18 protein-coding genes and 2 pseudogenes are annotated in these 16,384 nt (G+C 61.2%); 10 read left to right on the forward strand and 10 right to left on the reverse strand.

The annotated features are described in order from the left end of the window. Positions 1–166: 166 nt before the first annotated feature. The 3 genes from BRX43_RS16185 to BRX43_RS16195 all read right to left on the reverse strand — a co-directional run bounded on the left by BRX43_RS16185 (position 167) and on the right by BRX43_RS16195 (position 1,611). A complete protein-coding gene (locus BRX43_RS16185) occupies positions 167–796 on the reverse strand; it encodes a hypothetical protein (RefSeq protein ID WP_125996131.1) in 630 nt (209 codons plus the stop codon). 23 nt (positions 797–819) lie between these two features. Next, positions 820–1,122 (reverse strand): hypothetical protein, encoded by a 303-nt coding sequence (locus tag BRX43_RS16190; protein WP_125996132.1) that lies wholly within the window; start codon positions 1,120–1,122, stop codon positions 820–822. A 219-nt stretch (positions 1,123–1,341) separates the two neighbouring features. Beyond that, on the reverse strand, positions 1,342–1,611 hold the full coding sequence (locus BRX43_RS16195; protein WP_125996133.1) for a GlsB/YeaQ/YmgE family stress response membrane protein: 270 nt from the start codon (positions 1,609–1,611) through the stop codon (positions 1,342–1,344). 160 nt (positions 1,612–1,771) lie between these two features. On the opposite strand from BRX43_RS16195, the gene BRX43_RS16200 reads away from it, so the two are divergent. Both BRX43_RS16200 and BRX43_RS16205 read left to right on the forward strand, forming a co-directional pair. After that, the gene (locus BRX43_RS16200) at positions 1,772–3,232 is read left to right on the forward strand and encodes a helix-turn-helix transcriptional regulator (protein WP_125996134.1); all 1,461 of its coding nucleotides are present in this window, start codon (positions 1,772–1,774) and stop codon (positions 3,230–3,232) included. 287 nt (positions 3,233–3,519) lie between these two features. Next, the gene (locus tag BRX43_RS16205; RefSeq protein ID WP_125996135.1) at positions 3,520–3,705 is read left to right on the forward strand and encodes a helix-hairpin-helix domain-containing protein; all 186 of its coding nucleotides are present in this window, start codon (positions 3,520–3,522) and stop codon (positions 3,703–3,705) included. 113 nt (positions 3,706–3,818) lie between these two features. On the opposite strand, the gene BRX43_RS16210 is transcribed toward BRX43_RS16205, so the two are convergent. Both BRX43_RS16210 and BRX43_RS16215 read right to left on the reverse strand, forming a co-directional pair. Beyond that, a complete protein-coding gene (locus BRX43_RS16210) occupies positions 3,819–4,343 on the reverse strand; it encodes a transposase (protein WP_346962867.1) in 525 nt (174 codons plus the stop codon). A 478-nt stretch (positions 4,344–4,821) separates the two neighbouring features. Continuing rightward, on the reverse strand, positions 4,822–5,106 hold the full coding sequence (locus BRX43_RS16215; RefSeq protein ID WP_125996136.1) for a hypothetical protein: 285 nt from the start codon (positions 5,104–5,106) through the stop codon (positions 4,822–4,824). On the opposite strand from BRX43_RS16215, the gene BRX43_RS16220 reads away from it, so the two are divergent. The 3 genes from BRX43_RS16220 to BRX43_RS16235 all read left to right on the forward strand — a co-directional run bounded on the left by BRX43_RS16220 (position 5,084) and on the right by BRX43_RS16235 (position 7,205). Continuing rightward, positions 5,084–5,401: a TonB-dependent receptor plug domain-containing protein gene (locus tag BRX43_RS16220; RefSeq protein ID WP_206433252.1), complete on the forward strand. Its 318-nt coding sequence runs from the start codon at positions 5,084–5,086 to the stop codon at positions 5,399–5,401. The genes BRX43_RS16215 and BRX43_RS16220 overlap by 23 nt on opposite strands. A 492-nt stretch (positions 5,402–5,893) precedes the next feature. Continuing rightward, positions 5,894–6,433, forward strand: a complete 540-nt coding sequence (locus tag BRX43_RS21185; protein ID WP_277600169.1) for a hypothetical protein — start codon at positions 5,894–5,896, stop codon at positions 6,431–6,433. Positions 6,434–7,007: 574 nt separating this feature from the next. After that, complete coding sequence (locus BRX43_RS16235) at positions 7,008–7,205, forward strand: hypothetical protein (RefSeq protein ID WP_125996138.1); 198 nt, start codon at positions 7,008–7,010, stop codon at positions 7,203–7,205. A gap of 49 nt (positions 7,206–7,254) precedes the next feature. Here the strand turns inward: BRX43_RS16235 and BRX43_RS20585 are convergent, their stop codons facing one another. Then, positions 7,255–8,112, reverse strand: a complete 858-nt coding sequence (locus tag BRX43_RS20585; protein ID WP_206433253.1) for an acetyltransferase — start codon at positions 8,110–8,112, stop codon at positions 7,255–7,257. Positions 8,113–8,722: 610 nt separating this feature from the next. Here BRX43_RS20585 and BRX43_RS20995 point away from each other — a divergent pair. Next, positions 8,723–9,706, forward strand: a complete 984-nt coding sequence (locus tag BRX43_RS20995; RefSeq protein ID WP_125996139.1) for an SGNH/GDSL hydrolase family protein — start codon at positions 8,723–8,725, stop codon at positions 9,704–9,706. Between the two features lie 124 nt (positions 9,707–9,830). On the opposite strand, the gene BRX43_RS16250 is transcribed toward BRX43_RS20995, so the two are convergent. Then, positions 9,831–10,718 carry a LysR family transcriptional regulator gene (locus BRX43_RS16250; protein WP_206433254.1) on the reverse strand — a complete coding sequence of 296 codons (888 nt, stop codon included), beginning with the start codon at positions 10,716–10,718 and terminating at the stop codon, positions 9,831–9,833. Positions 10,719–10,812: 94 nt separating this feature from the next. On the opposite strand from BRX43_RS16250, the gene BRX43_RS16255 reads away from it, so the two are divergent. Together BRX43_RS16255 and BRX43_RS16260 are read left to right on the forward strand one after the other, a co-directional pair. Next, positions 10,813–11,991 carry an epoxide hydrolase family protein gene (locus BRX43_RS16255; protein ID WP_125996141.1) on the forward strand — a complete coding sequence of 393 codons (1,179 nt, stop codon included), beginning with the start codon at positions 10,813–10,815 and terminating at the stop codon, positions 11,989–11,991. A gap of 15 nt (positions 11,992–12,006) precedes the next feature. Beyond that, positions 12,007–12,585, forward strand: a complete 579-nt coding sequence (locus BRX43_RS16260; RefSeq protein WP_125996142.1) for an NAD(P)H-dependent oxidoreductase — start codon at positions 12,007–12,009, stop codon at positions 12,583–12,585. A 214-nt stretch (positions 12,586–12,799) separates the two neighbouring features. Here BRX43_RS16260 and BRX43_RS21000 read toward each other — a convergent pair. Further along, positions 12,800–13,116 (reverse strand): annotated as a pseudogene (locus BRX43_RS21000) (transposase); the annotation flags it as partial. 50 nt (positions 13,117–13,166) lie between these two features. Between BRX43_RS21000 and BRX43_RS16270 the strand changes: the two are divergent. Next, positions 13,167–13,925: an IS5 family transposase gene (locus BRX43_RS16270; protein ID WP_125996143.1), complete on the forward strand. Its 759-nt coding sequence runs from the start codon at positions 13,167–13,169 to the stop codon at positions 13,923–13,925. Positions 13,926–14,014: 89 nt separating this feature from the next. On the opposite strand, the gene BRX43_RS16275 is transcribed toward BRX43_RS16270, so the two are convergent. Then, positions 14,015–15,255 (reverse strand): IS3 family transposase gene (locus BRX43_RS16275; RefSeq protein WP_125996144.1). Its coding sequence is split into 2 segments (ribosomal slippage): positions 14,015–14,901 and positions 14,901–15,255, totalling 1,242 coding nucleotides; the frame shifts between segments, so codons are not numbered across the junction. Positions 15,256–15,518: 263 nt separating this feature from the next. Between BRX43_RS16275 and BRX43_RS16280 the strand changes: the two genes are divergently transcribed. Continuing rightward, a complete protein-coding gene (locus BRX43_RS16280) occupies positions 15,519–15,884 on the forward strand; it encodes a hypothetical protein (RefSeq protein WP_125996145.1) in 366 nt (121 codons plus the stop codon). Between the two features lie 202 nt (positions 15,885–16,086). Here BRX43_RS16280 and BRX43_RS21005 read toward each other — a convergent pair. Beyond that, positions 16,087–16,384: pseudogene (locus BRX43_RS21005) on the reverse strand (hypothetical protein); the annotation flags it as partial.

Below are 16,384 nucleotides of genomic sequence, written 5' to 3' on the forward strand. Positions count from 1 at the left end.
CGCGCGCATAGCCGGAAGGGCTCCGTCGATGCGCATGCGAACGAGGTTTGACATGTCGACCAACGACCGAAACAAGGCGTCCGATTTCGCTCAATTGGCAGATTGAGGACGATGCCTCGAAGCCTGTTGTCGGCTCCCACCTTTCGACGGGAGCCGACAGCCGCGTTCAAAAGCGTGCCGGCTGGGCGTAGCGGCTACGCTCTTCGTGCACCTGATCGGTAGTATAGGCGGGGGCATCCGGGTCGAACGAGCTCCAGCCGCTCTCGCGATAGCTGGCGCCGCGCGTCGCTGCGGTCACCGAACCATGGCGGTCGAGCACGGCCTCGGCTTCGCCGACCAGTTCGTCCGGCACCTTGGCACTGACGAGCGAACCGCCGCGCCGAACACCCTCGGCATAGACATGGGCGTCGTTTTCGTCATGACCGGCGTCCTTCAGCGCACCGACGATGGTGCCCGTCGCCGCGCCGCCCGCTGCACCGATGCCGGCGCCGGCAGCCGTTGCCGCCAGCCAGCCAGCCGCGACGATCGGCCCCAGCCCCGGTATGGCCAGAAGCCCGAGCCCCGCGAGCAAGCCGCCCGCCCCGCCCAGCATCGCGCCGGTCGATACGCCACGGCTGACATCGCCGTCGTCGTTGACGCCATCATGATCGCGCGTGCCATGATCGTCATGATGCCCATCGGCATTGCTGGCAACGATGCTCAGATCGCCATGCGCGATGCCGAGCTGTTCCAGGTCTCGCACCGCGGCGGTAGCATCGGTATAATTGTCGAACAGTCGTGTGATGGTCTGTGACATATATTCTCTCCTAATGAAATGGATCAGCGCGCGGTGATGTTGCCCTTATAGTCCAGCATCACCGTCATCCGCTTGCCGCCCTTCGTCGCCGCACCCTGCCAGAGGCCGTTCTGCTTGGTCAGCTTGGAAGCGACCTTGTACCCGGCTTTCGCAAAGCGACCGCGCGCCTGATCCTCGGTGAAGGAATTCGCACCCTTGGCCGGCGCTGCGACGCCATGCGGCGCGCTGTCCTTGATCACGGGGTTGCGAGAGCCGGCCTGGGTCTGTGCCGGTGCGGCGCTGGCGAACAGGGCGACGGCCGAAGCGGCTATCAGATATCGAACCATGGAACTCTCCTAATTAATGTTATGATGCTGGTGTCGGGCGGGCGGGCAACGCCGACGATGCGCGCTGCCACCACTGCCCCTCACCTTCGCGCCGGTGCACGCGGCATCCGGCGCCTGCGTCTGGCCCGCATTCTCGGGACGAGCCGGCGGTTTCGCTTTACCGTCGGCCCGACCGTGCCGCCCCGCCCATTCGGGCAGGACGGACGGCCGGGCTCTCGATCAGCGCAGCGCGCCGCGGCGAAAGAAGTTGATGATCGCCAGCAACACCACTGCGCCGAGCAGCGATACCACCACGGACTGGATGCTGATCACGCCGCTGGTGATCGGTGCGCCGCCAATCAGCGGCGTGATGAGGAAGCCCGCCAGCATGGCGCCGACGATGCCGACGACGATGTTGAGGAAAATGCCCTGCTGCCCGTCGGTGCGCATGATCATGCTTGCCACCCAGCCGATCAATCCGCCGACGATAAGAAGTACGATGAAGCCCATGGTCATTCCTTCACATCATGATTTCGTGATCGCTCAACGGGTTGTGGCACGATGATGTTCAGATCGACGCCCGGCCGACGGTCGGGGCCATTGGTGCGCGCGCACTAGTGGCACCAATGCCGGCCAGGAACGTCGGCGCCGGCCGAGCGCTTGCAGGACCATGCCGACACCCGCTTCCTCGCCGACGCTCCGCCACCTCGAACAGCTCATGGCGCAATTGCTGGACGGGGTGATCCTGCTCGATTCCGCCGGTGTGATCCTGCGGGCCAACGCCGCGGCCCTGCGCATGCACGGGATCGATAAGCTTGAGGATCTGGGCACGACCGCCGAAGGCTATGCCGAACGCTTCACGCTCCGCTCCAGCACCGGCCGGCCGCTCAAGCGTCGCGACTATCCGCTGTTCCGGCTGCTGGCCGGGGAAAGCTTCCCGGACGAGGTCGTCGAAGTGATGCCGGCGGGCGAGGACGAGGTCCGTTGGGTGCATCAGGTCCGCGACGTCACGATGGATGTGGATGGGGGAGAGCCGGACTATCTCGCCCTCGTCCTCTGCGATGTCTCCGCGCGCTTCGATGCCGAGGCGCGGTTCAAGGCGATGTTCCAGGCGAACCCGGCGCCGGCGCTCGTCGTCCGACAGTCCGACCTGCGCGTGATGCGGGCCAATCCGGGATTCCTGTCGCTGACGGGGTTCGGGGAAGACGATCTCCGCGGCAAGGCGCTGTTCGGTCTCGAGCTGCTGGGCGGCGTGGAGGATGCGAAAGGGGTCAAGACGCGGATCGAGGAGGGCCGCACCGTGCCTCAGACCGAGGCCGAATTGCTGGTCGCGGGCGGATCGCGGCGGCTGGTCCTGTTCGCCGGTCAGCCGATCGACGTCACGCAGGAGGATGCGCTGCTGCTCACCTTTGCCGACCTCCAGCCGCGCCGCGAGGCGGAGCAGGCGCTGGCCGCCAGCGAACGGCATCTGCTGACCGTGTTCGAGATGGCCCCCGTCGCCATGGCGGTCACGCAGGGCGCCGACCGCTCCATCACCCGCGTCAATGCGGCGTTCCGGGCCCTGACGGGATATGACAGCGCAGAGCTGACCGGTCCGGCGACGGGTGGCCCGGCCCTATGGGACGCACGCGACGCGTACCATGCCGCAGACGGGCTCGTGGCGGAACACGGCACGTTGCGCCAGTACGAGGCGCGGTTGCGGTCTCGCACCGGCGAATTGATCGACTGCCTCGTTTCCGCCGAAACCGTCAATGTCGATGGCGCGGATTGCGTCCTCTGGGTCTATCAGGACGTGACCGAGCGGCGCCGCGACGAAGTCGAACTGGCCAAGGCCATCGACGAGGTGATGCAGGATACGAGCTGGTTGAGCCGATCCATCCTGGACAAGCTCGCCACCCTCCGCCGCCCCCAGACGCAGCCGCCCGCCGAACACCTGTCCCCCCGCGAGCGGGAAGTGCTCGGTCTGATCTGCGACGATCTGGACGACAGCGGGATCGCCCAGCGTTTGAACCTGTCACGCAACACCGTGCGCAACCATGTCGCCCGGATCTACGCGAAACTGGGCGTGAGCCGGCGAAGCGGTGCCGTCATCTGGGGTCGTGAGCGCGGCATGGGTTCCCACGGCTCATAGTTCGTGGAACGACTGCTGGTAGCGAGGAGATGTATTGGCGGTCACCTAGGCTGGACCGACATTCAGGATTTCCAAACAGGTTGAAGGCTGGTTACGGGCACGACGGCTGATCCTGGCCGGACGGGTGTGGATATTCGACCTCTCGGGGTGTCGGACACGCATCGGAGCTGAGCCATCAGGTGGCACCGCGGTGAAATTGTGTCAGAACCCAGAAGCAGACGGTATTTAAAGAATCTACGGCACAGCCTGAAGCTGCGTTCGTTCATGTCGAACGATTGGAGAGGTTCGTGATCAACCTGAATAGCGCGACTGCAGCAGAACTGGACAAGGTGCCACAATTGAAGGGCCATGGTTTCGAGATCGTGAGATATCGGGATGAGCGAGGCAGCTTCAGCGAGGTACGCCAGCTTGAAGAAGTGCCGGGCCTCGCAGGCAAGTGGAACGGAGCTGAAACGATCCTATTGATCGAATGACGATTGTCATAGCCATGAAGACCCACTGGCAACCGTTCACCGCCGCCTGACTCGCTCTCCACACCGGTCATCCACTCCTATGGCGGCAGATCGCTGAGCGTCCGTTTGGAGATTTACGGATAGCCGATGCGTCGGACGAGCGAGTTGGTCATGGCGGCGGAGACGTCGATGCGGGCTTCGTCTTCTTGCACGAGGCGGCGATATCGGGTGAGCGATCCGAAGGTCCGCTCGACGACCCAGTGCTTGGGCAGGATGGCGAAACCGGGATCGGAGCGGCGAACGATCTCGACGACAAGGTCGATGAGGGCGGCGTTTTCGAGCATCTGCCGCCGGTCAGAGGCACCATGGGCGAATGGATGCCTGATCCAGGGCCATCGCTTGTGCAAGACATCGATGACGGTATGCGCGCCGGCACGGTCGGAGATGTTGGCGGTGGTCAGGTTCACCATCAGCAACCGTCCATCGGTATCGATGGCGATGTGGCGCTTGCGCCCTCTTCGCGCAGCACCGGGCAGGAGCGGCGATATCCTCGACCATTCCTCATCCGTCAGGTCACTGGGATGCGCTTGGTCGTTCGCCCGATCTCGGCCTGCCGACCACGGCTCTTGCGGGTCTGAATCCCCACAGTGAATCACCATCAGAACACCCGTGCAATCATTTCCAAACAGCCGCCTAGAGCGCGATGACGTCAGCTTGATCCACCCCTCCCTTGAAGGTGAGGGGCTTTCTTCAGTTTTACCTCATTTCATCGCGTTCCGGGGAAGCCACGATTGGTGACGCCCTTCCGTCGCTGGTGCGCGTCACCTTCCCTTGCAGGGGATAAATAGAAACGCTGGATAACGATTGTGACGTCTGCGTCATCACGTCGTCATCCCAATCAGATCGCTTCATAACAAAGCCCCGCTACGGCAACGGCAACGACCGGCGCCGGGGGGTGTCGGCACGACCAAGCGCCCAGGGGAGCATCATGCACATCGTCCGTTTCGGCATCCGCCGTCTTGCGGGGGCCTCGCTCATCGCATGGGGTCTTGCCGCAGCGCCCGTATTCGCCACCACCAGGGATGCGGCCGCCCCTGCGTTCATGCCCGCTTCCGGCCCGATCCTGTCGGGGCGCATCTATGACGCGACCGGCGTGGCGCTGCCCGGCGCGCGGGTGGTGGTCGAGGGGACGGGGGCCAGGCGACGACCAACCTGCAAGGCGAGTTCGGCATCATCACCCCCGAGGCACCGGGCGACATCACCCTGCTGGTCGACTATCTCGGCCGCCCGCCGGTCACCCGCGTCGTGGCGGCGGCCGATCGCGGTCGCGACATCTCGCTGACCCTGCCCGCCGCCAGCGGAGAGGCGGGCGATATCATCGGCATCGTCGCCTCGCTGCTTGACAACACCGCGCGCGCTCAATCAGCAGCGGACCGCCGACAACACCGTCACCATCGTTTCGGCCGATGCGATCGGCCGCTTCCCCGATCCCAATATCGCCGAGGCGTTGCAGCGCGCACCCGGCGTCGGCATCGAGCGCGATCAGGGCGAGGGCCGCTATATCAACGTGCGCGGCGCCCAGCGAATGGTCGGCCATCTCGGTCGACGGCATCCAGATCCCCTCGGTCGATCCAACGATGCGCGCGGTCGACCTGGACACGCTGCCCTCCGACATCGTCGCCAACCTGAGTGGCCCCCACCGGGTAGTCCGGGTTGATAGTTAGTACATTGTGGTTCGAGGGTCCCCCGTGGACGGCGATGTCAACACGCAGCTTAAGGGATGGAAGCTAGAGACGCCACCTGGCGAACACGTCACGTTGTGTGAGTTGTTGTCGCATACGGCGGGAACCACTGTGCACGGCTTCCCCGGATACGCTGCCGGGGAAGCCGTACCGGGAGTGGTGGACGTGCTTGCCGGACATACGCCCGCAAACACCAAAGCGGTCGTCGTAGATAGTAAACCGGGGACGATCTGGCGCTACTCTGGCGGCGGCTATACGGCTGTCCAGAAACTCATCGGCGACGTGACGGGCAGGCCATTCGCGGACGTTCTTCGAGACGAGGTGCTTCATCCCGCCGGCATGATGCGCAGCAGCTTCGCGCAGCCGCTCGATGCCGCCTTGCTGGCGACCGCCGCATGGCCACATGACGGATCAGGGAAACTTGTGCCCGGCGGACCACACACCTTCCAGAGCTGGCTGCTGCCGGTCTGTGGAGCACGCCAAGCGACTTGCTACGCTACGCGATCGCCGTGCGCGACAGTGCACGCGGAGAAAAAGGCAGCATCCTTGGCCAGTCGCTGGCGACGGCAATGCTGACACCCGGCAAAGGGGAATGGGGCCTTGGCCTGGAGGTCCACCCGACACCTACCGATCGCGCCTTCGCGCACGGAGGCAGCAACGAGGGATACGAGAACTTCCTGGTCGCCTATGCTGGATCGGGTGACGGCGTGGCTGTCATGACGAACGGTGCCCAAGGTGCCGAGCTGGCATCGGAAATCACGCGCAGCGTGGCCACCGCCTATGGCTGGCCAAGCTACCACAGTATCGAGCGCACCAGCGTGCCGATTCCAGCCGCCACCCGCGCCCGCCTGGTGGGGACCTACGCCGTTTCCGATCTCGGCTCCTTCTCCATCAATGCTGATGGATTTAGCCATCTCGCTCAAGGACGGCGTCAGCGAACCGCTCTATGCGTCGGGACCAGATACCTACTTCATCCTGTCGAACGACCTCGTACTGCGGCTAAATAACCGCGAGTCAAAGGTCACCGGGCGGCTCGTCATGAGATCGTTTGACGGGCCGTTCGTCGGAGAAGGTATTGCCAAGCAATAGGCCTGACGTTCCTGATCGGTTAGGGCGGTCATACGACCCAAAATCGGTGAATTCGGGCATCTATCCGCTTCCCAACTTCGAACCCTTGTTCAGCTATAGAAGGCGCTTGCCGTATCCTCATTACAAAAGTGCAAATATTGGAAACGGGCAGGAGGACCGGTTGCGCAAAATCCATCGCTAACTGCGGACTAGAACGACCTGCGATACCGTTGGCGCTTCAAGGTAGAGCGGCCAATTTGGCGATCGCGGAAGCCACTCGGTCTACCCGCCAGAGAGAACCACAATGCAGCTTATCACTTCGCAGGCGTACTCGGAGCAATTCCCATCTTACGGTCACGCATGACCACCTACCACGGATTACATTGCGTCCCGAGACGGGACTACCCACCGCACATTTCGGGCACGTAACCATTGAAACCAGATTATATTGACCAGCGTTTAAATCGCGTACAGAACGATATTTTTGAAGCTTGTTAACTTTTAGGCAGCCTGATGATTATCCAGACAGATGCAGGAATGGATGCGATAATCTCTCTTTTCGAGGAGGGCTGGACAGCGGGCTTTACGAAGAAGGAAGAAAATCCTCCGAGCTATATGAGCCCCTCAATGCTTGAGTTTTGGCACGATGGTTACGCTGCTGGCGTTGCAGACAGCGCTACGGATTCGGCAATGAGTTCTTTGTTTCATTGATGCTCTTCGGGTTGTCTCTAGCATTTAGCTATTAAGTCTACAACTTCGTCTATTGATAGGTGATCGCCTCGCAAATCAGGCCAGCCACTTGATCGTAGGAAAGAGTATCTTCTGCCGTGTCCGCAGCCGTACATCCCTTTTCGAAGCTGGCGTCCTTTATCTGGGCAAATAGGCCATCTTCTTCATTTGCCAAGAAGAAGAATGGGTAAAGTGAGCGCACAGATGCAGCATCTCCTTGGCCAGCGTGCTGATCGATCTGGTCTCGAATATCGGAAATTTTCAACCACATGAGTTGTGCAGGCGCATCAACGCTGAAATTTGTCTTAACTGTGCCAATACGCTTAAATCCGAGCATCAGCTCGTAAAAGCGTCGATGACGAGGATGCACCTCAATAAACAGATCGGTGCACTCATGGCGGCGCTGACCATAGATGAATACGATGTGGAAGAGTGCAGCCAACATGGGTTTTGAGGGCATAGTGGAGATGAACGCCAGCTTCGTCAGCTCGCAAACCTTGGCACCGGGCCGGCTGCGAAATTGGTCGATTTCGTCCTGAAAAATGCCATCTGCAGCGAGCCCGGCTTCAGAGTCTACGGCGAGCGTCAACGTGCCTATGGTATTGCCCTCTACTGACGCTGCGAAGGTTGAGTGCGTTGAGCGCACCGGCAGCTTGTGACTGCTCCCATACCCGCGCCAGGAATACATCTTGTTGATTAGCGAGCATGCAGAGCTACGTTGATCATCGGTATCGGCTAAGAGTACACTTACAAGCTTTTGTTCGCCGCAAGTACCCGTAAGAGGAAGCACGATCTCACGATGATTTTGAACAGCCCCAATGTGGCTAACTTTTGCCACTCCCGTTTGGCGATGATGCGGCTCACTTTGCCCGTCGATTGATGGATACATGTTAATCGCCCTGAAAGTTTCTATTTTTCCACATTCAGTAGATTTAAAGCAGAATTTAGTCTTGCTTTACCACAGCAATGCATGGTTTGCCATATTAGCTCTGAGCAGACGCGCTATTGTCACTTAGCCAATCGTGTTTCTACGCAGATAGCACTCATACTATTAACGGCACTACAATAACATTGATTGTTAGAGATTAACCCTGCCGCCACGCTTGCCATGGCCAAATTGGAGACACAAAAACGTTAAGCAGCTACATGGCCGAACGGGTAGAGCTTATGGTCACTTAGTCGACGGAACGTGCGAAGGATAAGACAGATTTATTTTGTTGTAGCTAGTGGAAGGCAATGATAACCGCCAGCACGAGCAAGTGATATACGATATGATGGCAAGCCGTTGGGGGCCCAGCCTGGTAGGGTAATCGATGATCATCTCATAAATCAAGCGGTGGGTCAGCAGAATACCTTTCACAGCCACTTTTGACCTGCAGAATATTCTTCACTTCGACGCACGGCATATAATTTTGTTAATGCCTCATTAAGGATATGGCTTATCGCGCACAGCCGGTGTACGTCGGTGGCTTAACGATTTGTGCGGGTAGGTTTTTGCAATGAACAAGCGTTTGGCATCGGTCATATGCGCAATCAGTGCTTTTTCAGCCGCCCCCGCCTGGGCCGACAGAGATACACCTCAATATACCTCGGTCACGGTTTTCGGCGACAGCCTCGTAGACGCTGGCAATCTCTACATCGCTAATGGTGGCACTCGACCCGATCCGGCACTTGGCTATTTTCAAAACCGCTTCACCAACGGTTATGATTATCCGGATCTTCTATCCATTGAACTTTTTGGCGTGCCGACAACACCTTCGCTGGCAGGAGGCAACAATTTTGCCTTTGGCGGCGCACGCGTGGTCGATACCGGCGACAACATCCCCGATCTCAAAGCGCAAATTGGAGCATTCACTGCGTCGGGTCGGTCTGTCGACACCAATGGCCTCTACATCCTCAACTTTGGTGGCAACGACGTTTTTGGCGCCAAGGGTGTATTTGGTCTTGAGGGCGCAATCGGTTCATACCCGACCGTCGACGCCTACCTACAGGCCGCGGCGAACCAATATGCCGCTGGCGTTCAGACGCTCAATGATCTGGGCGTGCGGAACATCCTGATGACGGATTTCCCGCTTTTCGGCGATCCCTACACCATTGCCGCCAACGCCTATCTCAATAAGGCACTCGGCGGCTTGTCGCTCGATGCTGACACAGACCTGCTTTTCTATAGCCTGAGCGATTTCAATCGACGCGCGCTGACTGATCCTGCCTCATTGGGCCTGCCGCCACAACGAGCGGATATCACCTGTATTGAAGCAGGTGCACAGGCAACCGGTTGTGCCGGCATCTTCTCCTTTGATGGTGTTCACCCCACCGCCGCAGCGCAGGCCGCAGGCTATCGTGACATGAACCGCAAATTTGGCCTCACTTCTGTACAGGCAGTGCCGGAGCCAAGCAGCTGGGCGATGCTGTGTGTCGGCTTCGGGCTGTTGGGAGCCTCTTTCCGCTATCGTCGCCGGTTCAACAAGGTGACGTTCGCATGACGTTGATCATGGCTTGGTCAACCTTGGGGTCGGGACCAAACACCTAAGCGATCGCTGGGTGCAACGCCCTCAGCCTATGTCCGACGCAGTTGAGCACCGACTAGCAGCGCCAAGCCCATGACACTCACGCGTGCGCATGGCACTTCGCAGCTTCGACTAAAGCGTCGATGAAAACTCGAACCTTCGCTGATAATGCTCGATGGTTTGGATAGAGCGCATGAATGGCGACCTCGTGGGTGCGCCCGTTAGGCCATAACCTGACCAGTCGGCCCTCCTCGATAGGAGCTTTAACGAGAAAGTCTGGAAGCCGTGCGATGCCGCAGCCGCCAAGAACCGCAGGCAGGATCGCTGCGGCGTCAGAGATGATGGCGTGCGGGCAGAATTCGGCGATGCCCGCTGGCCCAGCTGTGCCGTCGTAATAGGCCACTGGGCGATCCGCATAGTCGAGCAGTGTATGGGTATGGAGATCGGCGGCGCGAAGCGGCGTGCCGCGAACTGCGAGATAGTCAGGGCTCGCACATAGCCACGTCTGCGATGTCAGGAGGTGCTTTGCGATCAGATCGCTATCGGCCAGCGGGCCGACCCGGACAACCATGTCCACGAGCTCGGCCGGCATGTCGATAATGCGATCCTCGATCTTGAGCACCACCCGCACTTGCGGAAAGGCCGCCATGAAGCGGGGCAGCATCGGTGCGACCAGTGCGCTTGCGATCGTGAACGGCAGACTGACCCGCAACGTGCCGCTCGGCACGGCGGCAAGACCTTCAAGCGCTGCCCCTGCCTCGTCGACATCGGCGAGAATGCGAAGGGCATGCGGCCGAAACAGGGTGCCAGCGTCGGTCAGCCGCATATGCCGGGTCGAGCGATCGAGCAGGACGGCGCCGACCTGCTGCTCAAGCCGCGCCAGCGCGCGACTGACGCCTGATTTCGGCAATCCCAGCATCCTCGCCGCGGCCGACACGCTCATCAGGTCGGTGATGTGCACGAAGGCACGTAGGTCAGCAAGGTCCATCATTGTTGCACCATATGCAACACCTGTCGCGGATAGGCCACCTAATCAGGCCATTGCACAACGACTATCCTTTCCCGACACGAAAGGATGCAACATGAGCACCACGATCAATCAGACCCAGCCCGATGCGGTGACGGCATTCCCGATCCACATACCCGACGCCGGCCTGAGTGACCTTGCCGACCGCCTCGAGCGTGTGCGCTGGCCCGATCCCGGCACGACCACGGATGGGCGTCAGGGGCCTGCTTTGCCGATGATCCGGCGATTGATCGAGCGCTGGCTGAACGGCTATGACTGGCGTGCCACGGAGGCCATGCTCAACGGTTGGGGCAGCAGCAGAACCGTCATCGATGGGCTGGGCATCCACTTCCTGCACATCCGGTCGCCGCACGCGAACGCCACTCCACTGCTGCTGACTCACGGTTGGCCTGGTTCGATCCTCGAGTTCCGCGACCTGATCGCGCCACTCAGCGATCCGTCATCGCATGGCGGCAATGCCGCCGACGCCTTTCATCTCGTGATCCCGGCACTCCCGGGCTTCGGCTTTTCGGACAAGCCGAGTGAGCCGGGCTGGGGTGTGGGCCGTACTGCCGCGGCATGGGGGCAGTTGATGCAACGGCTGGGCTATGGTGACCGCTGGATGGCGCAGGGCGGTGACTGGGGGACGGCAGTGACGACCGCGCTGGCCCACATGCGCGCACCCGGTCTCGCCGGCATCCACCTTAACATGGTGCTGTTCCAGCCGACTGCCGAGGAGATGGCCGACGCGACGCCTGACGAGCAGCGAATGCTCGACGACGCGCAGCGCTACGACCGCGAGTACTCGGGCTATATGAAACTGCAATGCACGCGCCCGCAGTCGATCGCGTTTGCACTGGCCGACTCTCCGGTAGGTCTGGCGAGCTGGATCTACGCGCTTTTCCAGGACGTATCCGACAGCGATGGTCAGCCCGAGCGCGTGATCCCGCTCGACCATCTCATCGACGACGTGATGCTTTACTGGCTACCAAACTCCGGGCCGAGTTCGGCACGCTTCTACTGGGAGGCCGCCCAGGAGATGGCGCAAGGGATGCCGCACGATCCAATCCCGTTGCCGGCCGGCGTGAGCATGTTTCCAGGCGAGCAGGTTCGGCTCTCGCGGCGCTGGGCTGAAACGCGCTTCGCGGACCTACGCTTCTTCGCCGAGGCGGACAGGGGCGGACATTTCGCGGCCATGGAGAACGCACAGACACTGGTCGAGCATATCCGGTCGACCTTCCGCACAATCCGGTAAACGGGAGTAGTAGCAATGCACATCCTCGTCGTCATGGCGCATCCTGCCGGCCCGTCGCTGACCCGCTCCGTTGCTTCCGCAATCCTCGATGCGGGAACAGCGCTCGGACACACCGTCGAACTTGTCGATCTGGTGGCGGAAGAGTTCGATCCGGTCTTCGGGCCTGCGGACCATGCAGCGTTCACCGCAACTGACCCGACCCCGCCAGATGTGCGCCGAGAGCAGCAACGGATCGACAGAGCGGATCATCTCGTCCTGGTTCACCCGGTCTACTGGTGGTCAATGCCGGCGGTGCTCAAGGGCTGGATCGATCGTGTGTTCGTGTCCGGGTGGGCATTCGAGGAAGATGCCGATGGAGGTATCGTCAAGAAACTTGGACGTTTGAACGTCCATCTCATCGCGCTGACAGGCGCCAGCGCCGCGACCTATGCCAGGCACGGATATCGCGATGCAATGCGCGCGCAGATCGATCATGGCATCTTCGACTTCTGCGGCGCGCCGGTCGTGACTTCCGAACTCGTCGATGGTCAACAGGAAGATCTTGCCTCGATGCCATCGAGGATTGCCAGCCTTGTTGGTTGCCGCCTGGCGTGACGGGCAATCCAGCCGCGCTGCCTGAGGATCCAAAGCCGGATATTTACGCCCCCTTCTCCACCTCCCTACTTCGGCCGTCCGTTAATCTCCGCGTTACGACCGCTTTTGCGCCTGACTTTGCGTTTTCGAATGTCGTGATGTGGTGGGGTCGTGGTGCCGTGTCCCCGATCTCGCCGCCCTCGAGCGAGTCCGCCAGCACCGCGAGGTGGGCAACGCCCTCGGGCGCTACCCAGCCATACTCGGCCAGGTGCCCGCGGATCGCGTTGCCGATCTGGATGCGCTGCTTCACCGCCAGGTTGCGCGTGCGGAACACCAGTGCTGCCGCCCGCTGTTCCTGCTCTTCACCGCCACGAACCGCATGCTCGGCCGCTGCGCCGCCTCGCAGATCGCCTCGGCATCCACCGCATCGTTCTTGTGCCGCTTCACGAATGGCTTCACGTCCGCCGGCGGGATCAGCCGAACCTCATGCCCTATTGCCCGCAACTCGCGCGCCCAGTGATGCGCACCGCCGCACGCCTCTAGGGTCAGGATCCATTAATCTGAGCGTCGCGATCTGATTCAGGCTCCGCAAGGAGACTGGGATAAGCGACCTGTTTTGGCTGACGGATGAGCAGATGGAACGCCTGCGGCCGTTCTTTCCCAAAAGCCACGGCAAGCCACGAGTCGATGATCGACGGGTGCTGAGCGGTATCGTCTTCGTCAACCGCAACGGGCTCCGCTGGCGCGACGCGCCCAGCGCCTACGGTCCGCACAAGACGCTCTACAACCGGTGGAAGCGCTGGGGCGAGGCCGGTGTGTTCACGCGAATGATGGAAGGTCTGGCTGCAGCCGGTGCCGAGCCGCAGACGGTCATGATCGACGCGACCTACCTGAAGGCGCACCGCACGGCATCGAGCCTGCGAGTTAAAAAGGGGATCTCGGCTGCCTTATGGGGCGCTACCTATGGCGGCATGAACACCAAGCTCTATGCCGTCGCCGACGCGAACGGGCGCCCCCTGAACTTCTTCATGACCGCTGGCCAAGTCAGCAATTACACTGGCGCGGCAGCGCTGCTCGATGATATGCCCAAGGCGCAGTGGCTGCTCGGCGACTGCGGCTACGACGCCGATTGGTTCAGGGACGCTCTTCAGGCCAAAGGCATCCAGCCCTGCATCCCGGGCCGCAGGTCGCACAACGAGCCGGTCCGGTACGACAAACGCCGCTACCAGCGTCGCAGTCGTATCGAAATAATGTTCGGCCGCCTCAAGGACTGGCGCCGCGTCGCCACCCGTTACGACCGCTGGCCCACCGTCTTCTTCTCCACCATTGCCCTCGCTGCCACCGTCATCTTCTGGCTGTAATCAACGAGTCCTGACCCTATCGGAACGACAATGTTCCTGTCCAAAATCGTTGGACTGTCACGCGCGATTGGTGCGCCTGTTGTTGCCCCCTAAATGCCTGACGGGGCCTCGCGGGTTTGGTTGATGTACTCGCGGGGGGAGCGGTAGCCCAGCGCTTTGTGTGGGTGGACCTCGTTGTAGTGCTCCAGCCAAGCGGGCAACTGCTTGATGACGGTGCGTGCGTCCGGCGTCGGGTTCACGCGGACATAGTCGCGCTTGAGGGTGCGGACGAAGGCCTCTGCCATGCCGTTCGACTGCGGGCTGCTGACCGGAGTGGTGCGCGGAACGAGGCCGATGTGGCGCGCGAAGCGTCTGGTATCGCCAGCAATATAGGGACTGCCGTTGTCGGTGAGCCACTCGATCGGTTCGGCCAGGCGGTTCACGGGTCCGAAGCGGTGCTCGACGGTGGCGACCATCAGATCACGGACGTCCTCGGCGGTGATGCCGCCGGTGGTGGCGACGTGCCCCATGGCTTCCCGGTCGCAACAGTCGAGCGCGAAGGCGACACGCACCTTCTCGCCATTGTCGCAGCCGATCTCCAGTGCGTCGGAGCACCAGCGGGTGTTGCGCCGATCGACAGCGACACGGCCGTCGTGGCGCCGTTCCTCGCCCTTGCCGCCATGGGGCTGGAGCAGCAGGTCGTGAACCTTCATCACGCGGTATACCCGCTTTGGATTGGGCGCTGCGCGCCCAGTCCGCTGGGCCCGACGGCGCAGCAGGGCATGCACGCGGCGATAGCCGTAGGTCGGCAGATCAGCGACGAGTGCGCGGATCTCGGCGACCAGTTCGGCATCGGGCAGCGGGGGTCGCCCCCGCTGCCTGGGCGGCGGTCGGTTGCGCATCGCGGACAGGTGCTGGCGGCTGATGCCGAGGGTGTCGGCGACCGCGGTCACCGACCGTCCCCCGGCAACGATGTCGAGCGCAACAGCAGTTTTTTTGGGCCTGTGGCCCGGGACACGGCCTCGCGCAGGATCTCCGCTTCCATGATCTTCTTGCCCAGCAGGCGCTGCAGCTCGCTCACCTGCGCCTGTAACGCCCGGTACTCGGACGCGGGCACCACCTCCTCGCCAGCGCCGGCCGCGGTCAGCGCACCCTGCGCCATCAGCCTGCGCCAGGTGAACAGCTGCCCAGCGCCGATGCCGTGCCGGCGCGCCACCAGCGACACGCTCATGCCCGGCAGGTACGTCTCCTCGACGATCCGGACTTTCTCCTCCGGGGTCCAGCGCCTCCGGCGCTGGACCCCGGAGAGGACCTCACCGTCATTGTAACGCCTGGTCGTATGCTCAGTCATATGCCTCACTCCAAGAGCGAGGCCCTGTCAGGTCATTTAGGGGGCCATCTCAGCGCCCGTACGTGAGAGGCAAGCGCCACCGATGGCGTCCAGCAAATAGCTTTAGTCTCACGGGGCTGGCATTCCCAGGCATAGTCTGCGTACATCCTACACCACGCTGCAGCTTGGCTCCGTCTGCTCGGTAAGGCGCTTAGTTCGATGAGTTCTATGCCAGCGCTGCTTTGGGACATCAAGCAACGCCGAGCAGCAACGGAGAAGCGATAATGCTTTACACCTTCTCGTTTCTAATCGCGGGCGCTGCGCTCACGATGTCAGCACCTACCGCTTCGGCGCAAGGGCGCTACTCTGCTGCGTTGCGCACGATCTTGACCAGAACGGCTAGCGGTACATGCCCTGCGGATATGATGCAGGCAAAATTGCTCAAGGCATGTAGGCAGCAGATCGCAAAGTCGGGTCCGCCACTAGCATCGAAGGGCACAATCAAGGCATTGAACTTCATCAAAACAACCCACACGTTCGGCCGAACGGAGTTCTACAAGGTATTCTTCACAAAGGGCAATCCCGAAATCTGGCAGATTGGTGGCTTGGAAAGGGGTAAGTTCGCTGAGCTTTATACAGACGACGAGTGACGAGGGCTGCCATTAGGTCGCAGGCATTCTGCAATATTTTTTGCCGTCTGCTCAGACGTAAACGGCATATGATATCTGCTCTATTTTTCAATTGGACGTCTTGCTTTTTGGGGCGGGAAGGCAAAGAGATTGTCAAAGTATGGCTCAAGATGGCGGCAATGCTTTGCCCATCTTCAAGGACCGCGATGAAGTCAGACGTTAGTTAAAGAGCATAGCGTCGGCAGTGATCGAGGTCGCCAGCCTCATGGCTGCCAGCGAGCGACACCATGCTTTCCCATAGCCAGGAAGGCGTATCGATGCCGCCGCGACGATCGGCCTCCTGGACCGCTGCCCAATCAGTTCGGGTGAACGAACGTTCAGTTACGAGGACTGTTCTAGAGCGGGATGACGTGGGGCTGAATCGATGGGGATTTCCATGGAGGCGCTGATCTGATTCAAGGGCAGGCTGGCGGAGGAGGCCGGTCTGCATGGCGAAGCCGTATTCGATGGACTTGCGCGAC

It is taken from the genome of Sphingomonas sp. S-NIH.Pt15_0812 (assembly GCF_003951315.1).
Taxonomy (GTDB): Bacteria; Pseudomonadota; Alphaproteobacteria; order Sphingomonadales; family Sphingomonadaceae; genus Sphingomonas.

Bases quoted from the DNA above. Each gene is read 5' to 3' on its own strand.
- BRX43_RS20585 (WP_206433253.1), bottom strand. From the start codon at position 8,112: ATGTATCCATCAATCGACGGGCAAAGTGAGCCGCATCATCGCCAAACG.
- BRX43_RS16255 (WP_125996141.1), top strand. From the start codon at position 10,813: ATGAGCACCACGATCAATCAGACCCAGCCCGATGCGGTGACGGCATTC.
- BRX43_RS16260 (WP_125996142.1), top strand. From the start codon at position 12,007: ATGCACATCCTCGTCGTCATGGCGCATCCTGCCGGCCCGTCGCTGACC.
- BRX43_RS16200 (WP_125996134.1), top strand. From the start codon at position 1,772: ATGCCGACACCCGCTTCCTCGCCGACGCTCCGCCACCTCGAACAGCTC.
- BRX43_RS16190 (WP_125996132.1), bottom strand. From the start codon at position 1,122: ATGGTTCGATATCTGATAGCCGCTTCGGCCGTCGCCCTGTTCGCCAGC.
- BRX43_RS16280 (WP_125996145.1), top strand. From the start codon at position 15,519: ATGCTTTACACCTTCTCGTTTCTAATCGCGGGCGCTGCGCTCACGATG.
- BRX43_RS16185 (WP_125996131.1), bottom strand. From the start codon at position 796: ATGTCACAGACCATCACACGACTGTTCGACAATTATACCGATGCTACC.
- BRX43_RS16235 (WP_125996138.1), top strand. From the start codon at position 7,008: ATGATTATCCAGACAGATGCAGGAATGGATGCGATAATCTCTCTTTTC.
- BRX43_RS20995 (WP_125996139.1), top strand. From the start codon at position 8,723: ATGAACAAGCGTTTGGCATCGGTCATATGCGCAATCAGTGCTTTTTCA.
- BRX43_RS16195 (WP_125996133.1), bottom strand. From the start codon at position 1,611: ATGGGCTTCATCGTACTTCTTATCGTCGGCGGATTGATCGGCTGGGTG.
- BRX43_RS16210 (WP_346962867.1), bottom strand. From the start codon at position 4,343: ATGGTGATTCACTGTGGGGATTCAGACCCGCAAGAGCCGTGGTCGGCA.
- BRX43_RS16250 (WP_206433254.1), bottom strand. From the start codon at position 10,718: ATGGACCTTGCTGACCTACGTGCCTTCGTGCACATCACCGACCTGATG.